The following is a 20,536-nucleotide window of genomic DNA, read 5'->3' on the forward strand; positions in this document are numbered from 1 at the left end:
ATGAAATTTTTCAACCTTTGTCAATTTTTTATGAAGATATTTTTTCTTTTTTCTTTGTTTTCTTTTTTTCAGCGATAATTTCAGTAACAATCGGCTCTTCTTCAACCATTGCTTCGTCTTTAGAAACAACTATTAAATTCCTGAATTTCTTTAATCCAGTTCCGGCTGGAATTAAATGTCCCATTATAACATTTTCTTTTAATCCAAGTAAATGATCAACTTTTCCTTGAATAGCAGCGTCAGTCAGGACTTTTGTTGTTTCTTGGAATGATGCAGCAGAGATAAAACTTTCAGTTGAGAGTGCCGCTTGTGTTATTCCAAGAAGAACTGGTTCCGCAGTTGCAGGTTCTGCATCTCTATACTCAACTATTTTTTTACTTTTCTTTCTTAAATCTATATTGAGTTCGCGAACTTTCTTTTTAGAAATGATCTGACCATTTTTCAATTTAGAATCACCTTTGCTGGTCAATATTACTTGATCGTGTAATAATTCATTCTCTTCATTCAAAGAATGAATATCAACATAATCATCTTCTAAAAATCTGGTATCGCCAGGTTCTATGATACGAACTTTTTGCATCATCTGACGAACGATAACTTCAATATGTTTATCGTTTATTTTTACACCTTGCATTCGATAAACTTCCTGGATTTCATTCACAAGATATTGTTGAACAGAACTCACGCCTTTAATTCTTAGAATATCATGCGGCTCTATTGCACCATCCGATAAACGTTCTCCGGCACGAATAACATCGTTATCTTGAGCGAGAATATGTTTACCCATCGGGATTAGATACTGACGTTGATCATGCCCATCATGACTTTTAACAATGAGTTCTCGTGAACCACGCTTTTGCGCTCCAAAACTTACCACTCCATCGATTTCGGAAACAATGGCAGGATCTGCAGGACTGCGAGCTTCAAATAGCTCAGTTACTCGCGGTAAACCACCTGTAATATCACGTGTTTTTCCGCTATCCCGAGGTATTTTCACTAAAACAGTGCCTGCTTCTATTTGCTGATTATCATCAACATTAAGATGCGCCCGCGTTGGGATGATATAACTGCCGAGTGATTGACCTTCTTCGTTTTGAATCATAAGCATCGGACTCAATGTCCGATCTCGCGTATCAATAACGACTTTTTGAATATGCCCGGTTTGTTCATCCGGCTCTTCTCTGAATGTAAGGTTCTCTTTCAGGTCTTGATATTTTATAATACCGGAATGTTCAGTAATAATAACTGCATTGTACGGATCCCATTCATAAACAATTTCGCCTTTAGCAATTGGAGCGTTATCTTTGATCAGCAGTGTCGCACCATAAGGGACATCATATTTGGTTAATACGCGATTATCCGGATCAACGATATTTACAACTCCGCTGCGACCCAACACAATAAGTTTACTATCTTCATCTGTCGATTTGAGATATTTAATGCCGTCGTAAACAGCTTTACCCTCGAATTTCGATACGATCTGGGATTGAGTTGCAATTAAACTTGCAGTTCCACCTGTATGAAATGTTCGGAGTGTCAATTGAGTCCCTGGTTCCCCGATCGACTGCGCGGCGATAATACCAACCGGTTCTCCAGGTTCAACTATTTTTGACGTGGTTAAATTTCGACCGTAGCATTTCGCACATATCCCTCGCTTCGATTCACAAGCGAGTACTGATCTTATCTCAATCGCTTCTATAGATGTTTCTGAAATAGCGAACGCAATTTTCTCATCAATTTCCTGACCGGACTTGACTAATACCTCTTTTGTTATCGGATTAACAACATCATGAACAGCAACACGTCCTAATATTCTTTCCGAAAGTGGTTCTTTAACATCCTCTCCTTCTTTCAGCGCACCTGTCAAAACTCCTCGAATTGTTCCGCAATCTTCCATCGCGACGATGGCATCCTGAGCCACGTCGACTAAACGTCTCGTTAAGTATCCTGCATCAGCAGTCTTCAACGCTGTATCTGCCAAACCTTTACGTGCACCGTGTGTCGAGATAAAATATTCGAGAATCGATAATCCTTCTCTAAAATTGGCTACAATCGGATTTTCGATCAATTCACCTGTTGCTCCAGATAAACTTTTCTGCGGTTTTGCCATTAATCCGCGCATTCCTGCCAATTGACGCACTTGTTCTTTTGAACCACGCGCACCGGAATCGACCATCATATAGAGTGAATTAAATCCGTCTCTATCGTGCTGGAGTGAATCAAAAAGTTTTTCAGCAACACGATTAGTTGTGCGAGTCCAGATATCAATTACTTTATTATATCGCTCACCGTTGGTAATGAATCCCCGGAAATATTGATTCTGAACATTATCAACTTCCTTGAAAGCTTTTGTGATAACTTCATCTTTTTCTTTGGGAATTATAACATCACCTACGCTAACCGACATTCCTGCTTTTGTTGCGTATGTAAATCCAAGTTCTTTTAACTTATCTAAAAATTCTGCAGTCCGCACATTTCCACAAGCTCTGAACACTGTTTGAACGATCTGGACAAGCCGTTTTTTATTGAGAAGCTCGTTAATGTAACCTAGTTCCTTAGGAACTATTTGATTGAATCGAACGCGGCCGGTTGTTGTATCTAACACCTTACCGCCAATCCTGACTTTAATTCTTGCGTGTAATCCAACTTTTCCGGCATCATTTGCTATTATTACTTCCTCCGGAGAACTGAATATTTTTCCATCACCAATATCACCTGATCTTGATTTTGTCAGATAATAACAACCAAGCACTTGATCTTGAGTTGGATGAACAATTGGCGCACCGCTTGATGGAGACAAAATGTTATGGCTCGAAAGCATCAGTATACGGGCTTCTAATTGAGAGTCGTAAGACAATGGAATATGCACAGCCATCTGATCACCGTCGAAATCGGCATTGAATGCGGTACATACCATCGGATGTATTTGGATAGCTCTTCCTTCAATTAATACCGGTTGGAACGCTTGGATACCGAGGCGGTGAAGTGTGGGTGCTCGGTTCAGAAGCACCGGATGTCCATCTATAATGTTTTCCAAAATTTCCCAGACTTCTTGGCCTTTTTTATCAACTAATTTTTTTGCGCTTTTGACTGTCTTCACCAATCCACGCTCAATCAATTTTCGAATAATGAAAGGTTTAAACAATTCAACTGCCATATCTTTTGGCAATCCGCATTCGTGAAGTTTCAGTTCTGGACCTACTACAATAACTGAACGACCGGAATAATCTACTCGTTTCCCAAGTAAATTCTGACGGAATCGTCCCTGTTTACCTTTAAGCATATCCGAGAGAGATTTAAGCGCACGATTATTATCGGAGCGGACGGCATTTGCTCTTCGCGAATTATCGAAAAGTGAATCTACAGCTTCCTGCAACATTCTCTTTTCATTTCTCAGAATTACTTCCGGTGCTTTAATTTCAATCAGTCGTCTTAAACGATTGTTTCTGATAATAACTCTTCTATAAAGATCATTAAGATCAGAAGTCGCAAATCTACCGCCTTCGAGGGGAACAAGCGGCCGTAACTCAGGTGGAATAACGGGGATTACATCGAGCACCATCCATTCCGGTTTATTCAACGGTCCATTTTCTCTTTCACGGAACGCTTCTACCACTGCTAATCTTTTAAGTAATTCTTGTTTCTTCTGAACAGATGCTTCAGAATGCACGTTCACTCGAAGGTCCGCAGATAGAGATTCAACTTCTACTCGTTTTAATAATTCCTTTATAGCTTCACCGCCGATTTTTGCAATAAATTTTTTCTCGTCTGTATCTTCTAAATGCTGATTTTTTTCAGGTAAAGTTCCAAGGATATCATAATATTGTTCCTCGGATAGAAGATCCAACTTTTGCAATCCGGTTGTACCGGGTTGAATGACTACATACGATTCGTAGTACACAATTTTTTCTAAATCTTTTCCGGTAACACCTAGAATGTTGCCAATTTTTGATGGTGCGGATCGGAAATACCAAATATGGACAATCGGCACAGCTAAGGCAATGTGCCCCATACGTTCGCGACGAACGCTTTTTTGGGTTACTTCAACACCGCATCGGTCACATATGATTCCTTTGTACCTTATCCGCTTATATTTTCCGCAATGACATTCCCAATCGCGGACCGGTCCAAAAATCTTCTCGCAGAAAAGTCCGTCTTTCTCAGGTCGGAATGAACGGTAATTTACTGTTTCCGGTTTTGTTACTTCTCCGTGTGAGCGGGAAAGTATCAAATCGGATGATGCTAATGTTATAGTAATTTTTGAAAATGTTTTCTTCGCTAAAGTATCGTGTGTTGCGAATGCCATTAAAAATTCTCCAATCTCTAGTTATTCAATCTTAAGATCTAATCCTAAGCCCATTAACTCGCGTACAAGAACATTAAACGATTCGGGTACGTTTGGTTCCGGGAGGTTATCACCTTTTACTATCGCTTCATAAAGTTTTGCGCGGCCATAAACGTCGTCACTCTTTACGGTTAACATCTCTTGCAAAATGTTAGCCGCTCCGTATGCTTCGAGTGCCCATACTTCCATTTCACCAAACCGTTGACCACCAAACTGTGCTTTACCACCGAGTGGTTGTTGTGTGATGAGGGAATAAGGACCAATAGAGCGAGCGTGAATTTTATCATCAACAAGGTGAGATAACTTCATCATGTAGATGTAGCCAATCGTGGTTTCCTGATCAAATTTTTCTCCGGTGCGTCCATCAATTAGTGCCGCCTTCGAGTTCGTGTTTAATCCGGCTTTCTCAAGTTCATGTTGAACTTCTTCCCATGTGGCTCCGTCGAAGATAGGCGATGAATATTTAGTCTTCAACTTAATCCCTGCCCAACCCAGAGCAGTTTCAAACAATTGCCCCAGATTCATACGCGACGGCACGCCGAGCGGATTCAATACGATATCGACAGGTGTTCCATCGAGCATGAAAGGCATATCTTCCTGCGGAACTATTTTTGCAACAACGCCTTTGTTGCCATGCCTTCCCGCCATTTTATCGCCGACAGATAATTTTCGTTTCTTCGCGATATATACTTTCGCAAGTTGGACAATACCAGAAGGTAATTCATCACCAAGCATTATTTTGGTTTTTTCGTGCTTGTAATATTCATCAATATCGGTTAATCGTTGGAAGAAATTTTCATATAATTTGATTAAAAGAGAATTCTTCTTTTTATCCTCAACCCAATCTGTGTTAAAATCAAGTTTTTCAAGATCTGAAATTTTCGAGAAGGTTTCAAAAGTTGCCTGAGTTCCACCGCGAATTATTACATCGCCATTTTTACTTCGAACAGTCGATAATTTTTCACCATTCAATAGCAATCCGAGTTTTTTCGCAAGAAAATCATACGCGTCCTGAGTTGCCTTCTTCTGGGCTTTATCTAATTGATCACTAAGCCGTTTATCTTCTTTCTTAGACTCGGAATCTTTTCGTTTGCGGCTGAATAATTTTGTCGCAATCACGATCCCCTTCATACCCGGTGGAGCTTTCAATGATGCATCTTTAACATCACCGGCTTTCTCACCGAATATTGCCTTCAGAAGTTTTTCTTCGGGTGTTGATTCTGTTTCACCTTTTGGGGTTATTTTACCAATCAGGATATCGCCTTCTACCACTTCAGCGCCGACCCGGATTACGCCATTTTCATCCAAATCTTTTACAGCATCTTCGCTTACATTCGGGATTTCTCTGGTTAATTCTTCTTCACCACGTTTTGTATCGCGTACCTGAAGTTCAAATTCTTCGATGTGAAGCGATGTAAAAACATCTTCAGCGACGATTCGTTCGTTCATGATGATAGCGTCTTCAAAATTATAACCACGCCGTTTCGGCCGAGCGCCAATTCGCCATTCTCGGTGGCGCAACCATCGGCAAGTATGTCGCCTTTTCTTACTTTCTGACCCGGCTTCACGATTGCACGTTGATTAATTGAAGTATCCTGGTTGGTTCTGAAGAATTTTATCAACTTGTATTCGACACGTTTTTTATCTTCAAAACTTACAACAACGTCTGAGCTTGCTTCATCGATATCGTAATTAACTATAATCGAGTTTGCATCTACAAATTCAACAACACCATTTCGTTCCGCAATTACCATAGTTCTGGCGTCATTAGCAATCTTTCCTTCAAGTCCTGTCCCGACAATCGGAGCTTCCGGACGTAAAAGGGGCACTGCCTGACGTTGCATATTCGATCCCATTAACGCACGGTTGGCGTCGTCGTGTTCCAAAAATGGTATTAATGCCGCCGCAGCACTTACAATCTGGCTCGGTGCGACATCGAGGAATTGAACTTCTTCAGGTTTCAAGAGTGGATAATCGCTTTGATATCTTGCCTTTAAACGTTCGGTTAGAAATTTTCCTTTGTCGTCAATTTGTGTATTTGTTTGCGCAATCGCGTATGTATCTTCTTTCTCGGCGGTCATGAATTCTATTTCATCCGTCGCTTTGCCATTCTTGACTTTTCGATATGGCGTTTCAATAAATCCAAACGGATTCACGCGAGCATAAATACACATCGAAGATATCAACCCGATGTTCGGTCCTTCCGGTGTCTCGATTGGGCAAAGGCGACCGTAATGTGTATAGTGAACGTCGCGGACTTCAAATCCGGCACGTTCGCGTGTAAGACCACCCGGTCCAAGGGCAGACATACGGCGTTTGTGTGTAATCTCCGCCAAAGGATTTGTTTGATCCATGAATTGCGATAACTGATTCGTACCGAAGAATGCATTTATAACGCTTGTAATTGTTCTGGCATTTACCAGATCTTGCGGAGCTATTTTTTCTTGATCACGTAGACTCAAACGCTCGCGAATTGTACGAGCCATGCGCGCGAGTCCGATATTGAATTGTTGGCCTATTTGTTCACCGACAGTCCGAACCCGGCGATTTCCCAGATGATCAATATCATCAACAGATTTTCTCCCTTGTTGTAAATCGAGCAGATAGTTGATGATCGCGATTATGTCTTGTTTTGTGAGGGTTGTAGTGGTAACCGGAACATCTAAATGTAACTTTTCATTCATTCTAAATCTGCCAACCTCACCGAGATCGTAACGTTTTTCATTGAAGAAAAGCCGCTCGAATAAATTTTTGGCAGTATCGAGATCGGGAGCTTCTCCTGATCTCAATTGTTGATAGATCGTGTTTAATGCTTCTTCATCGGTTCTGGCTGTATCTTTTAAAATTGTGTTTGCTATTACTGAATTTTCACCGGAGACCTCTTGCTTTAAAAATTTAATTTTTTTGATTTCCGATTTCTTAATTTTTTTCAGTAACTCCTCAGTGAAGATCGAATCTTTGTTGATAATGATTTCGCCTGTCTTTTTATCAACCACGTCGCTGCAAACTATTCTGTCGATATAATCTTTAATGTTGACTTTTTGAGGATCAACCTCTTCTAAGAGATTGAACAATTGCAGAATTTCGTCATCCGATGAATAACCGATGGCACGTAGTAATGTTGTTACGGGGAATTTCTTTTTTCTGTCGATGTAAACATACATTACATTGCTGATATCCGTTGTGAACTCAACCCATGAACCGCGAAACGGAATTATTCTAGCGGAATATATCGACATTCCGTTCGGATGAACAGTTTCATCGAAGAAAACGCCGGGTGAACGATGTAATTGGCTGACAATAACGCGCTCTGCACCGTTAATGATGAAGGTTCCACGGTGAGTCATCATCGGTAAGTTACCAAGATAGACTTCCTGCTCCATCGTGTCTACAAAACTTTTACCATCTTCACTTTTTGTTGAAAGTCGGAGTTTCGCTTTTAGCGGCACTGCAAATGTCAGTCCGCGTTCCTGACATTCAATCACGGAATATTTCGGTTTCTCGACATAATATTCAACGAATTCCAGGAAATAGTTTTCACGCGCATCCGTGATTGGAAAACTAAGCAGAAATATTTGTTGGAGCCCACGATGCACACGCTTCTCCGGTGGAACTTGGGCTTGCAGAAAACTTTCCCACGATTCTAGTTGAACATTCAATAGATCCGGTTGATCAACGATTTGGGGAATTCGAGAAAATGATATTCGTCCATTGGTATGATTGGTCTGGTTCTTCAATTCTATCACCTTAAAAAAATCGTAATTTGCAAAACTTATATCATCGAAACATTAAACAAAATAAAATAGCAAACCGATAACCATCTTTGTAGATGGTTATCGGCACTAACCTTACATTTGTTCCGAACGTTTTTGAGTATGAACTCTCTCAACGTCAGCTTACTTTAACTCTACAGTTGCACCGGCTTCTTCGAGTTCTTTTTTCAGCTTTTCGGCTTCGTCTTTACTAACGTTTTCTTTCACGTTTTTCGGAGCGCCGTCAACCAAGTCTTTTGCTTCTTTCAAACCAAGTCCGGTGGCTGCACGAACAACTTTAATGACATTAATTTTTTGCGCCCCGGCTGCTTTGAGCACAACGTTAAATTCGGTTTGCGCTTCAACTGCTGCTGGAGCGGCTCCAGCAGGCATCATGCCACCCATCATCATCGGTGCTGCTGCTGTGACTCCGAACTTTTCTTCAAGAGCTTTTTTTAATTCGGCTGCCTCGAGTAAAGTGAGCTTTTCAATTTTTTCAACGATTTCTAGTACTACTGACATTGTGTATCTCCTATTCTAAATGATTAAACTTTACGCTGCTTTTTTCTTTTCTATTGCATCGATGATCGTTACAAGATCGCGTGCTAGTGCATTGATTGCACCGACCACACCGGATATCGGCGATTGAATACTACCTATAATACCCGCGATGAGTTCGTTGCGTGAAGGAAGTTTTGCAATGTCATCGAGCTGGCTGCCTTCAAAAACTTGATTCTCAAGAACACAAACCTTGAGTGCCAACTTGTTATGCTTATCGCGAAACTTCTTTATGATCTTTGCTGGTGCTACCGGATCTTCATACCCGAAAGCGATGCCCGTGTGGCCCACTAATTTCGGGATAACTTTATCGTATCCGGTGACACTTTGTAAAGCTTTGCGAACGAGTGTGTTTTTTACAACTCGATAATCGATATTCGATTTTCGGAATTCACGTCGAAGCTCTGTTATCTGCTCAACGGTAATTCCGGTGAAATCGGCGAAGTACATACCCTTCGCTTTTTCGACCATCTCTTTCACCTCTGCAATGATCTGTTCTTTTTCAGAACGTTTCATGATTACCTCGTAAATGAATTATTGTCCCCTGAGAAGCTCCGGTCAAATCCGGACAGAAAACATATTCTATTGTTAATGAGTGCGTAATTTTTTTTCTACTATTTTGACGCTATAATATTTTTGTCGATGTGAACACCGGGACCCATCGTGCTCGAAAGCGCAATGCTCTTTACATATTGACCTTTCGCAGATGCCGGTTTCAAACGAATCACGGTTGCTAAAAATGCGTTTATATTTTCAACCAAATTTTGAGTTTCGAAATTTACTTTCCCGATCGTTACATGAATAATTCCTGCTTTATCGACCCGGAATTCAATTTTACCCGCTTTGACTTCTTTAACAGCTTTGCCAATATCTAATGTAACCGTTCCGCTTTTTGGATTCGGCATTAAACCGCGTGGACCGAGAACTTTTCCGAGTTTTCCCAGATCACCCATGACATCGGGAGTGGCGATGATGACATCAACATCTGCCCATCCAGCTTGAATTTTCTGAAGATAATCCTGATAACCGACATGATCGGCTCCGGCTGCTTTGGCTTCTTCATCTTTTGGAGGTTTCGCAATCGCCAAAACGCGAACAGCTTTTCCAATACCGTGCGGAAGTGCTACTGTTCCGCGAATAGCTTGATCTGCTTTCTTGGGATCGACACCGAGCCGTATGGCGATGTCAACCGCTTCATTAAATTTGGCAGATGCTGCCTCTTTCACTTTCGTTACCGCTTCTTCGATAGTGTAATTTTTTTTCAAGTCAACTTTTTTGATTGCGGCGTTGTAACGTTTACTTCTTTTCATTTAGTTTGTTCTTTCAATGAGTGGTACAATCGTTTCGTTCGACGATTATTTGAACGAAACTTCCACGATATCATTATGATTAATCTTCAACAGTTATTCCCATGCTTCGCGCAGTCCCTGCAATCATTTGCATCGCAGCATCAACATCGTTAGCATTCAAATCCGGCATTTTAGTTTCGGCAATTTCTCTTAATTGCTTTTTGGTCACCTTACCAACTTTATTCCGATTTGGTTCACCTGATCCTTTTTCAATCTTCGCGGCTTTTGTTAATAAAACGGAAGCAGGAGGAGTTTTCGTAATAAACGTGAACGACTTATCTGAAAAAACTGTAATAACAACGGGGATGATAAGTCCTTGCTTGTCTTGTGTACGTGAATTGAACTGTTTGCAGAATTCCATTATATTCACACCTTTTTGACCCAATGCTGGACCAATAGGTGGTGCCGGAGTGGCTTGACCTGCAGGAATTTGTAATTTTATAAAACCAACAATTTTTTTCATAAATTTATCCGATAAATTTGGAAATTATTTTTCGATTTCAACTTGATTAAAGTCTAATTCAATCGGTGTTTTTCGACCGAATATGCTGACCATTACACGAAGTTTTAGTTTTTCTTCGTTAACATCTTGAACTATACCTGTAAAATTATTGAATGGTCCATCAATAACTTTTACTGGTTCACCAACATGAAAAGGCACTGCCATAACTTCAACATCTTTACGCTCTTCCATCCGTCCGATGAGTCGCTTAACCTCCTCATTATGCAGTGGAGTCGGCTCACCTCTTGGTCCGACAAAACTTATCACTGAAGGTGTAGATTGAATAATATGCTTGGTTGTTTTATCCAGAACCGCTTCAACAAGAATGTAACCGGGAAAAAATGTTTTTGTTTTGCTTTTCTTTTTACCCTCTTTGATTTCAAATATTTTTTCAGAAGGCACCAAGACATTAGTTATTTTTTCTTCCATCTTTTGAAGTTTGACTTCATTTTCTAGATGAGACTTAACTTTATTCTCATGTCCGGAATATGTCCTAACGGCATACCATCGTTTTTGTGGTGTTGCATCTTTCACATTTGCCTCGTTACAGAATTACCTTCATGAGTGTACTGACGACCCAATCGACTCCGAAAACAAACGCCGCAATTATCCCGCAAACAGCGAGAACAATAATAGTCGACTCTCGCAATTCCTCTTTGCTGGGCCATGTTACTTTTTTCATTTCTTTCACCGTATCGGTGAGAAATGCTATGATTTTTTCTTTCATACAATACTCTTAAAAATTTATAAATTTCCGTTGCACGTCAGGAGGGACTTGAACCCCCAACCTGCGGTTTTGGAGACCGCTGCTCTGCCAATTAAGCTACTGACGTATGGAAAAATTATTTTGTTTCCTTATGGGTAGTATGTTTATTGCACCACGGGCAATATTTTTTATACTCTACCCTTCCGGTTTGTTTTTTCTTGTTCTTAGTCGCAGTGTAATTACGACGTTTACACTCCGTACATTCTAATGTTATGTTATCTCGCATAGAAATTCATCCAATAAAAAAAATTATGAGCCGAGCTTGCGATCGGGATTGAACCGATGACCTCATCCTTACCAAGGATGTGCTCTACCAACTGAGCTACGCAAGCGTTTCACTCGATATCTTCGAGCGGGAGACGGGATTCGGACCCGCGACCAACAGCTTGGAAGGCTGTGACTCTACCAACTGAGTTACTCCCGCATAACAGCGTAACCTTCGGTCGTGGGCAGGGGGGGATTTGAACCTCCGAAGGCATGAGCCGACAGATTTACAGTCTGTTGCATTTGACCACTTTGCTACCTGCCCCATCTATTTTACTTTACCTTGAGCTGGCGATCAGATTTGAACTGATGACCTGCTGATTACAAATCAGCTGCTCTACCAGCTGAGCTACGCCAGCATTTATAGATTGAAATTTTCAATCTCTTTCAAATAATTATTTTAAAAAAAATAAATTTATTTCTTGCCAACCCTCGGATCGGAGTCAGCTTCTTCTACATTATTTGATTCAAAAACTGCTTAATTTCTCAAAAAAATGAAGATTATTTAGAAATTGGGGAACCCATTATTTTTTTTAGCTTAGTAATATAGTATTTTCAAGTTAAAAAACAAACATTTGCTTGAAATAATTACCTCGTATAACTAAAAAATATTGTCGTTAAACAACTGCACATCTAGACGATTATCACCGTGGATATTGTGCCTTTAGAGTAGGATCTATTTCGAATGCCATCTTTAAATATTTATTCGCTTCTTCCGGATTTTCAATCGAATTATAATATAGTCCATAATTCAAGTACGACCTGGCATAAAGTTTTTTAATCCCAAGTGTATAAATATTTTCATTATCAGGTTCAATGTATGCATAGTCTACCTCCTTAAGTGCACTGCGATATGGTACCTTGCTTAATTTAAATGCTACCCCTGATGGAATTTTATAATATCCTTGAACGTATTGATCTTCAATCTCGGGAGTGATATATATCGAACGATTAGAAATATTTTTTTCAATGATACCTTGAATCATCCGCTGGTAATGATATTCGATAACATTTGGATTGTATGGTAGATTTTTTTCAAATTTATTCAACTCTCTCCGTATATTATTCAACTCAGTATTAAGTGATTCGAATAACCATGGGAAACGGTTTTGTAATTGGTCATAATACCATGACCGACGAAGGAGTTCTTTATCAATAACTACCACATCTTCTCTTTCATTCTCAATCGATTGAAGATAATATGCAGCCGATACAAAATAATCCCACTGATATGAAATAATTATTGAATTTTTATCCACTGATTTAAACATATCTCGCGTATAATTTTCAACTATTACATTTTTACTTTCAGCGGCCCGATCATAATTCAGAAATATTATGATCACTGCGAAAATAATTCCAGCGATAGTAAGATAATGATACTTGATTTTTTTAATTGCCAAAGAATAAATCCACGCCACACCAAATCCAACCCAAATCGCGATTGTTATATACGCGAGTAAAAAGTATGAATCAATGTCGTGTATATCGTAGTTTATTGAGTAAAATAGCGTTGTTAAAAAAAGTATTGATGTGAAAATGAATATCTTTTTATGCCGTTTAAATAAAAACATCGATCCTGCTATTGAGAAAATGATCGGATAATATGCCAATTCAGTTGGTAGATTATTTATAAAATAATTGAACTGTTTTGCGGCACTCTCCGTCGATGAAAATATCCAAACCCTATAAACTTTACCGCTGAAATGCCAAAACCATCTCTCAAGATCGATCGGATTTCCCCAATTCAACAACGGATGTTGAGTTGCTCTAACCGGTAAATATAAATAAACCGAAAACCCTATTATGAATGGAATAATTAATATTGCTATCCTTTTCAATGATGTCGACTTAAAACCATATGTGGTGAAGAATATAAATATCGTGGCTGGAGCTAATAAGATGGTCGTTAAATGATTGGCGAATGATATTCCGAGCAAAAATGAAAATAACAACCACGATCTTTCTCCATCTCCTTCTTCAAAATATTTATTATCTATAAGGTCTGGGGAATAAATCGCTCGAATCAAACTAAATAGCAGTATTGATAAAAATAATAGATGAAGTGAATACACCTCGATAGATGCCGATTGCGACCAAAATGTTGCAGAAAATCCCAATGTTATCGTTCCAAGAATTGCAGGTAGGAATGAAAGAGTTGTGATTTCTGATTCTTGTTTAATTGCAGAACGATTATTTTTCTTTTGCCCAAGCAATATAACTTTTTGTAACACGTACAATAGTCGGAAGAAAAAATATAATGTGGCGGAACAAAGAAATGACGACATCAAATTTAACTGATGAATTTTCCTGAGGCCCAGCGGAAGATGAGAGAATATCCATCCGATCAACGTGAACATCGGATAACCGGTAGGGTGAGCGATTCCCAAAGTACCACACACTGTTGCTAATTCACCGCTATCAATAAAATCAATAGACCGATTTACCGTCATCGTATAAATAATGAACGAAAAAAGAGAAACGCTCAAAGCGATAATATTTTCTTGTTTTTTTACAGTAAGCTTCATAGGTTTATGAAAATTCGAGATCTAAATTTCTTAAATTCTTTCGAATATTCCAATTTGTTTAATTTAAAAAAATAACGGTTTGTTTTTTCCATATTTATTTTCAATTTTGTACTTCAGTATATTTTAAATTTTTATGATGAACAAATTTATAGGAGATATTTCCCATAGATTAATCGTTGATCTGGGCGTCTGATCATAATTATAATTCTTCATGATATCACGTTTAAAATGACAACATCTATTTGTGCAGTAGTATTATCAACGCTTCTGATTATCAGTTGCAGAGAATTCGATTCCGAGGTTCGTATTAATACGACGGACCAACCAGGAATTTTTGAATTGAAATCACTCAACAATCACCTTCATGCTGAAATATTTTCAATTGCTCAGCTAACTCCAACTGCGTTGATTGCCGGTAGCGACTCCGGCAATATTTTTAAGATATCAGCATCAAGTGGAATGATCGAATTATATTCTTCTTATGGAGAGTCCTACAATATTGTCTCTCTGCATGTCGGCGATTCTTTAAATATTGTATTGTTGAACAGTAATTCGGACATTGGAAAATCTACCGATGGCGGACTAACCTGGCACCCCTGGAGCGAAAATCTTGATGGAAAAATTATTATCACACTCTACTATCAAGTTTCTACAAATCGTTTTTATATCGGTTCATCCGATGGTTCGATATACCACAGGTCGTTTGCCGATACAATCTGGTATCCTATTACCAATCTACACCGATCTGTTACATCGTTCACTTCATCCGATTCTACCAATCTCTTCGCAGGTACATGGAGCAGCGGGATTTTCAAAATAAATTTGCAGACCAATCAAATCGAAGGAATTAACTCTGGATTATTGAATCCATATATTAAAACCCTTCACACTTGCAAAAACAATAAAATATTCGCAGGAACCTATGGTGACGGGATTTTCTATTCTAGTAATAATGGAATATTCTGGTTCAATTATTCAAAAATATTAGATACAGCCATCATAAATAATCTCGATGCAACTTCGAATTATGATTTGATAGCAACAACAAACTCAGCACTCTACATCATCAAAAACAATTCATCTTCGCATTCAATTGGAATCTTCGATTCAACGAACATTTTGATAAACACACTCATCGTTGACATCAATGATCGTATTTACATTGGAACAAATGATGGTATATATCGTGCGGATCCAAAATAATCATCGATATCTATAACTTTCTTTTGAACGACATCATGTATAAGATTTTTAAATTTATTTTATTTATACCTTTTTTAATCCCGATTACCGCCTTAAGATCGCAATCGAACGATTACATCGAATTGGTAGAAAGTTATCCGATTGAAACTACACTTGATGATACGAGTATCCGAAATACGCCCGATGTTTGGATGGAAATGATTAAAGGTGCAAAACAATCACTTGACATCGAACAATTTTACATTTCTACTCAAGCTGGTGAGCCCCTTGATGCAATCATCAAAGAAATCATTGCCGCATCCGAACGGGGAGTCAGAGTTAGAGTAATTGCAGATAGTAGAATGTACAGAACATATCCCGAGACGATTGACTTACTGAAGAAACAAAAAAATATTTCAGCACGAATAATTGACTTCGGAAAAATTGCAGGTGGAATTCAACATGCAAAATATTTTATTGTTGATAACGAAGAAATATTTTTGGGTAGTCAGAATTTTGATTGGCGGGCACTGAAGCATATTCATGAATTGGGAGTTCGAGTACGGAACAAGGAACTTGCAAAAATATTCGGCGATGTTTTTGAGATCGATTGGAATTTATCCGACACGAGCAGAACCAAAATATTATCAAAGAGTATCACTAATAAAAAGTATAGCCGTCCCATCACTTTAATCGGACAGGTGAATGATACTATATCTCTCATACCTACGATGAGTCCGATTTCTGCAATTCCAGACTCGACACTATGGGATGAGAATTGGATTACAAAGATGATTGATTTAGCTAAGAATGAAATCTTATGTCAGTTCCTCACTTACTCACCATTAACGAGAGATAAAAAATATTACGCGGTATTGGATGACGCACTTCGGCGAGCGGCAGTTCGTGGAGTGAAAGTGAAAATTATTGTATCCGACTGGTCTAAAGATCATCCGACGATAGATCATTTAAAAAGTTTATCCATGGTCCCGAACATCGAAATAAAATTCAGTTCAATACCGGAATGGTCAGGCGGCTACATTCCCTTCGCACGAGTAGATCATTGCAAATATTTAGTCGTGGATTCTGCGCAATGCTGGATCGGGACAAGCAATTGGGAAAAGAGTTATTTTTATACCTCCCGGAATTTAGGATTATGTATTTCGAATAATTCTATCGCTCAAAAAGTGAGGAATATTTTTCAATTGAGTTGGAATAGTCATTATATAGAATTGATAAAACTCGACATCGAATATAGTCCCCGCGAGCATGGAGAGAGGCGATGAGAAAGCTGGGATTATTTCATTTAACGGATCCAGTATTTGTTCGATTATTAATCAGAAAAAACATACTGCAAATCCATTCTCTTCCCTCAGCTTAAAATTAATATATTGCTGTTTTTACGCTATTTTAAAGGTTTTTAATCGAACATCTAAATCTATATTTTTCACATAAATCTATGTTGGTTTTTCCAAATAATTCAGTTATAATATGCCAACAAAGGCATTGTGGAAAATGCAACCTATCACATAGATCGAATTTAAATATCTAGGCCATCAACTGATTTAATTCAATCTGCACTTGGTTGCAATCGGCTCCTCCTTATCGTAATATTTCTTCATTTCCAGTAATAATACAATACAGACTCGATTACGAGTATCGTTACACTTCCATGTTTTGATTAAATGATAATCAAATCAAAAATATTTTTCATTATATCCTGTTATCGATAATAAATCAAAATATTATGAGACATATCAAGGCTATATACTATTTCACAACATTATAAAGGAGTATTTATCATGACCCGCAATTTATCATTTTTTATATTTTTATGCGGTATAATCATTTTGTCATTTATATTGATTACGTCCGCATTCGGGAGACAACAATCAACTTCCTCCGACAAAATATACTCGGTGATAAATCAGACTATTGAGTTGATGAAATCTGAAGGTATTACCGCAAAAAATGCCCGCCAGATGAGCGTTGCAAAAAAATACAATTCACTTATGACACAATTTGATCAGACCGGAAGATTCGGTCTGATTCTAGACGTAAAAAATATTTCATCTAACCTCCTGGCATACCTTGGTTCGCTGGGGTGCGAGATTCGGTTAACGGTTCCTGAAGCAAACTTAATTTCTGTTTATTCACCAATCGATAAGATCGAATCAATAGCGGAATTAGAGGATGTAAAAATTATTCGTCCAATAATGCAAGGAGTTTCAAATACAGGATCTGTTACTTCGGAAGGAGATACCGTTCATCATGCCCTGGATGTTCGTAACGAATTAAATGTTAATGGCGACCTCGTAAATGTTGGTGTCATCTCAGATGGTTGTACAAATTGGGTTCAATCACAGATACTGGGAGATTTACCGAATACTTTTGGTCCGGGGAATTACACATTCCAACCGCCTGCAAATAATTGTATAGGATCGGGAGATGAAGGTACGGCAATGATGGAAATTGTAAACGACATCTCACCAAATTCTAACCTTTATTTTTATGGCGCACTCGGGATTGGCGGTGGAAGCCCCACGATGATCGATGCTATCAAACGATTGGTGCGAGAAAAAAATTGTGATGTTATTGTAGATGACTTAACATACTTTGACCAACCGATGTTCGAAGATGGAACTCCCGCAACCGCCGGTTGTATTTCAGCATGGGCAAAGTGGGCAAACGACACGGGAGTTGTTTATATCAGTTCGGCAGGCAATTGGGCGAAAGGAGGAAACACAGATCGATCTCATTATCAGTCGATGTACAACGACATTGATCCTATCCATGCGACGCCCGGTGTAAAGCCTCTACCTAATGGACCGATTCCAATTCCACCACCAAATCAGCCACCACCAAATGTTTTTGATAATCTTCACGATTTCAATACGGCAGCGGGCTTCGACCCGGGGTTACAGGTAATCATACCAGGATATTCAGGGACCGGTGAACCTCCAAGAATGTATGTTATTTTAGAATGGACAGATCCGACCGGTGTAATGCCCGATGCATGGGGTGCCTCATCAGATGATTATGATTTATATCTCTACGATAAAAATTTAGTCATACGTAAAGCAAGCAGCACAAACAATCAAGTAGGCGCTCAAAATCCATACGAAGCATTATGGTATTATAATATTTACCCCACACCGGAAACTTTAAATGTAGTAATCACACATTTCGGTCCGTTTGGAACACCCGCAAAATTACTTGGTATGTACATCTCTGGTTGTTCGTGGGTTGAATATAATACTCCGGAGAACAGTATTTGGGGACAACCCGGTGTACCTGAAGTTATCGCTGTTGGTGGAGTAAATTATAATGATGCAAACAGTGGCTACATCTACAGTTCTCGGGGTAATTATGATGTTTATGTCCCGGCATTTAGCAGCAGACCCAAACCCGATGTTGTGGCTCTTACAGGAGGTGTTATCACAGGTGTTGGTGGTTTTGGATTCTGGGATGGAACGAATTGGCGATTTTGGGGAACATCTGCATCTGCCCCACACGTTGCGGGAATGACCGCTTTATTGTTATCCAAATATCCGGCGTTCACTCCTGCACAAGTGCATTCGAAATTTGAGCGAACAGCGGTTGACTTAGGCGTTGCCGGCTTCGATCAGATTTTTGGTAACGGAAGGCTCGACATCGAACTTGCATTGTTAGAGCTCGACAAATCAGTTGGCAGTGATGGTCCCTACACAATGAATAATACTGTTGGTTCACCGATGTTTTTTGGAACTTCGGCGGGTTATGCTTCAAACACGATTACAATAAGCGGAGGAATATGGCCCCCCGCCACAGTCAGCAGTACGGTTAATGTTTCTTCTGATAATCCATACACCGATGCGAGTGTGTTAGATCCCGGATGTCCAACGGTTAAACGATGGTATCAATTTACACAAACACTTGGTCTCTCTAGGATGTACAGCTCAGATATCACTGCGTATATCGATGAAACGGAACGTGCGGCATCGGGAATAAATTCAGATGATTTAAGAATCATCCACTGGAATGGAAATTATTTCAACGTTCTTCCCACGTTTGCTAGTGCAAAAAAAGTTGGTAACACATGGAAAGTTACCGGGCGTGATCTTACGGCAGATTTTTCACCATTCTTCATCGGTCATCTTACAAGAGGAATAGCATTAACTCCACCGCCCGACACTTCGGGCAGAAACGATTCAACCATCATTCTAAAATATTCATTGAAGAATACAGGTAACGGATGGGATACTCTTTCAATTAACATAGCCGATAACAAAGGATGGTCGATATCCCCAAACGATACGGCTCTTTCACTAACCTCCAATCAAGAAGTTCAAATTGAATATTCTGTAAAGATTTCTTCGAGCGATCCGGTTGGGACAATAGATACTTTACAAATCATTGCACAATCTATTTCTGATACGAATTACAAAGACACTGCATACACAACCATAGAAATAACATTGGGAGAATCCAAAATCACACACGATATGTTGGTTGGCTGGAACATGCTATCATTACCGTTGCTTGTAACAGATCAAAGAAAAGAAATAATATATCCAACTGCTATCTCAAAAGCATTCGGTTATGATGGTTCATATACAATTGCTGAAACATTAAAATACAGTCTCGGTTACTGGGTAAAATTCGATAGCGCTGAATCTATCGACATTACCGGATATAAATTCGAGAATGATACAATCGATGTTATCGACAAATGGAATATGATAGGGTGTCCATCTGAAATTGTTCCTGTCGATTCTATCGCTTCTATCCCGGGCGGTATCATCACATCTAATTTCTTCGGATTTGATGGATCGACATACAAGAAAGCAGATACATTGAAACCGGGATACGGATACTGGGTTAAAGTAAATCAGGCAGGCCAACTCATACTTAGGAATAATTCATCCATCGCTATGATGAATCGGATAAAGATTCGTCCGACATCTGAAATGCCTCCTCCACCGCCGGATGGAGAAATAATATCGAATATCGAATATCTAATATCGAATTTTGCCCTTGAGCAGAATTATCCTAATCCGTTTAACCCGTTGACAATTATCAGTTATCAATTACCAATTGACAATTGGGTAACAATTAAGGTGTACAACCTGCTTGGGGTAGAGATGGCAACATTGGTTAACGAAGATAAGAAGGTGGGAAAATATGAAGTTGAGTTTGATGCTTCTACCCTTCCCAGCGGAATTTATTTCTATCGTCTAACTTCCGGACTATTTATTGAAACGAAGAAACTAATCTTGATCAGATAATTTTAAACAAGAATATGAACTTA

12 protein-coding genes, 5 tRNA genes and 1 pseudogene are annotated in these 20,536 nt (G+C 39.1%); 3 read left to right on the forward strand and 15 right to left on the reverse strand.

Annotation, left to right across the window (positions count from 1 at the left end; translation table 11 throughout):
* Positions 1-28: 28 nt before the first annotated feature.
* From rpoC to HZB59_00660, 15 genes and pseudogenes are all read right to left on the reverse strand, one after another.
* Complete coding sequence (rpoC, locus tag HZB59_00590) at positions 29-4,306, reverse strand: DNA-directed RNA polymerase subunit beta' (GenBank protein MBI5019917.1); 4,278 nt, start codon at positions 4,304-4,306, stop codon at positions 29-31.
* Between the two features lie 21 nt (positions 4,307-4,327).
* A pseudogene (gene rpoB, locus HZB59_00595) lies at positions 4,328-8,082 on the reverse strand (DNA-directed RNA polymerase subunit beta).
* 159 nt (positions 8,083-8,241) lie between these two features.
* Positions 8,242-8,619, reverse strand: coding sequence for a 50S ribosomal protein L7/L12 (rplL, locus tag HZB59_00600; GenBank protein ID MBI5019918.1), 378 nt, complete (start codon positions 8,617-8,619; stop codon positions 8,242-8,244).
* A 30-nt stretch (positions 8,620-8,649) separates the two neighbouring features.
* Entirely contained in the window at positions 8,650-9,171 is a 522-nt protein-coding gene (gene rplJ, locus HZB59_00605) for a 50S ribosomal protein L10 (GenBank protein ID MBI5019919.1), read from the reverse strand.
* 98 nt (positions 9,172-9,269) lie between these two features.
* Positions 9,270-9,965: a 50S ribosomal protein L1 gene (locus HZB59_00610; protein ID MBI5019920.1), complete on the reverse strand. Its 696-nt coding sequence runs from the start codon at positions 9,963-9,965 to the stop codon at positions 9,270-9,272.
* Positions 9,966-10,044: 79 nt separating this feature from the next.
* Positions 10,045-10,467, reverse strand: coding sequence for a 50S ribosomal protein L11 (gene rplK / locus HZB59_00615; GenBank protein ID MBI5019921.1), 423 nt, complete (start codon positions 10,465-10,467; stop codon positions 10,045-10,047).
* Positions 10,468-10,491: 24 nt separating this feature from the next.
* A complete protein-coding gene (gene nusG / locus HZB59_00620) occupies positions 10,492-11,040 on the reverse strand; it encodes a transcription termination/antitermination factor NusG (protein ID MBI5019922.1) in 549 nt (182 codons plus the stop codon).
* Positions 11,041-11,050: 10 nt separating this feature from the next.
* Positions 11,051-11,233: a preprotein translocase subunit SecE gene (secE, locus tag HZB59_00625; protein MBI5019923.1), complete on the reverse strand. Its 183-nt coding sequence runs from the start codon at positions 11,231-11,233 to the stop codon at positions 11,051-11,053.
* Between the two features lie 33 nt (positions 11,234-11,266).
* Positions 11,267-11,339, reverse strand: a tRNA-Trp gene (locus HZB59_00630).
* 9 nt (positions 11,340-11,348) lie between these two features.
* A complete protein-coding gene (gene rpmG, locus HZB59_00635; GenBank protein ID MBI5019924.1) occupies positions 11,349-11,498 on the reverse strand; it encodes a 50S ribosomal protein L33 in 150 nt (49 codons plus the stop codon).
* Between the two features lie 33 nt (positions 11,499-11,531).
* Positions 11,532-11,604, reverse strand: a tRNA-Thr gene (locus HZB59_00640).
* Positions 11,605-11,623: 19 nt separating this feature from the next.
* Positions 11,624-11,696 (reverse strand) — tRNA-Gly (locus tag HZB59_00645).
* Between the two features lie 22 nt (positions 11,697-11,718).
* Positions 11,719-11,801 (reverse strand) — tRNA-Tyr (locus tag HZB59_00650).
* A gap of 21 nt (positions 11,802-11,822) precedes the next feature.
* Positions 11,823-11,895: transfer RNA gene (locus HZB59_00655), tRNA-Thr, on the reverse strand.
* Between the two features lie 285 nt (positions 11,896-12,180).
* Positions 12,181-14,064 carry a DUF2723 domain-containing protein gene (locus HZB59_00660; protein MBI5019925.1) on the reverse strand — a complete coding sequence of 628 codons (1,884 nt, stop codon included), beginning with the start codon at positions 14,062-14,064 and terminating at the stop codon, positions 12,181-12,183.
* 228 nt (positions 14,065-14,292) lie between these two features.
* On the opposite strand from HZB59_00660, the gene HZB59_00665 reads away from it, so the two are divergent.
* The 3 genes from HZB59_00665 (at position 14,293) to HZB59_00675 (ending at position 20,513) form a co-directional block, all read left to right on the forward strand.
* Entirely contained in the window at positions 14,293-15,267 is a 975-nt protein-coding gene (locus HZB59_00665) for a hypothetical protein (GenBank protein ID MBI5019926.1), read from the forward strand.
* 35 nt (positions 15,268-15,302) lie between these two features.
* On the forward strand, positions 15,303-16,532 hold the full coding sequence (locus tag HZB59_00670; GenBank protein ID MBI5019927.1) for a hypothetical protein: 1,230 nt from the start codon (positions 15,303-15,305) through the stop codon (positions 16,530-16,532).
* Between the two features lie 564 nt (positions 16,533-17,096).
* On the forward strand, positions 17,097-20,513 hold the full coding sequence (locus HZB59_00675; GenBank protein MBI5019928.1) for a S8 family peptidase: 3,417 nt from the start codon (positions 17,097-17,099) through the stop codon (positions 20,511-20,513).
* Positions 20,514-20,536: the final 23 nt, after the last annotated feature.

This window comes from Ignavibacteriales bacterium (assembly GCA_016214905.1).
Classification (GTDB): Bacteria; Bacteroidota; Ignavibacteria; order UBA10030; family SZUA-254; genus PNNN01.

What these genes read in the sequence shown, in the direction of transcription:
- rpoC (MBI5019917.1), bottom strand. Translation starts at nt 4,306, where the DNA reads ATGGCATTCGCAACACACGATACTTTAGCGAAGAAAACATTTTCAAAA.
- rplL (MBI5019918.1), bottom strand. Translation starts at nt 8,619, where the DNA reads ATGTCAGTAGTACTAGAAATCGTTGAAAAAATTGAAAAGCTCACTTTA.
- rplJ (MBI5019919.1), bottom strand. Translation starts at nt 9,171, where the DNA reads ATGAAACGTTCTGAAAAAGAACAGATCATTGCAGAGGTGAAAGAGATG.
- HZB59_00610 (MBI5019920.1), bottom strand. Translation starts at nt 9,965, where the DNA reads ATGAAAAGAAGTAAACGTTACAACGCCGCAATCAAAAAAGTTGACTTG.
- rplK (MBI5019921.1), bottom strand. Translation starts at nt 10,467, where the DNA reads ATGAAAAAAATTGTTGGTTTTATAAAATTACAAATTCCTGCAGGTCAA.
- secE (MBI5019923.1), bottom strand. Translation starts at nt 11,233, where the DNA reads ATGAAAGAAAAAATCATAGCATTTCTCACCGATACGGTGAAAGAAATG.
- rpmG (MBI5019924.1), bottom strand. Translation starts at nt 11,498, where the DNA reads ATGCGAGATAACATAACATTAGAATGTACGGAGTGTAAACGTCGTAAT.
- HZB59_00660 (MBI5019925.1), bottom strand. Translation starts at nt 14,064, where the DNA reads ATGAAGCTTACTGTAAAAAAACAAGAAAATATTATCGCTTTGAGCGTT.
- HZB59_00665 (MBI5019926.1), top strand. Translation starts at nt 14,293, where the DNA reads ATGACAACATCTATTTGTGCAGTAGTATTATCAACGCTTCTGATTATC.
- HZB59_00670 (MBI5019927.1), top strand. Translation starts at nt 15,303, where the DNA reads ATGTATAAGATTTTTAAATTTATTTTATTTATACCTTTTTTAATCCCG.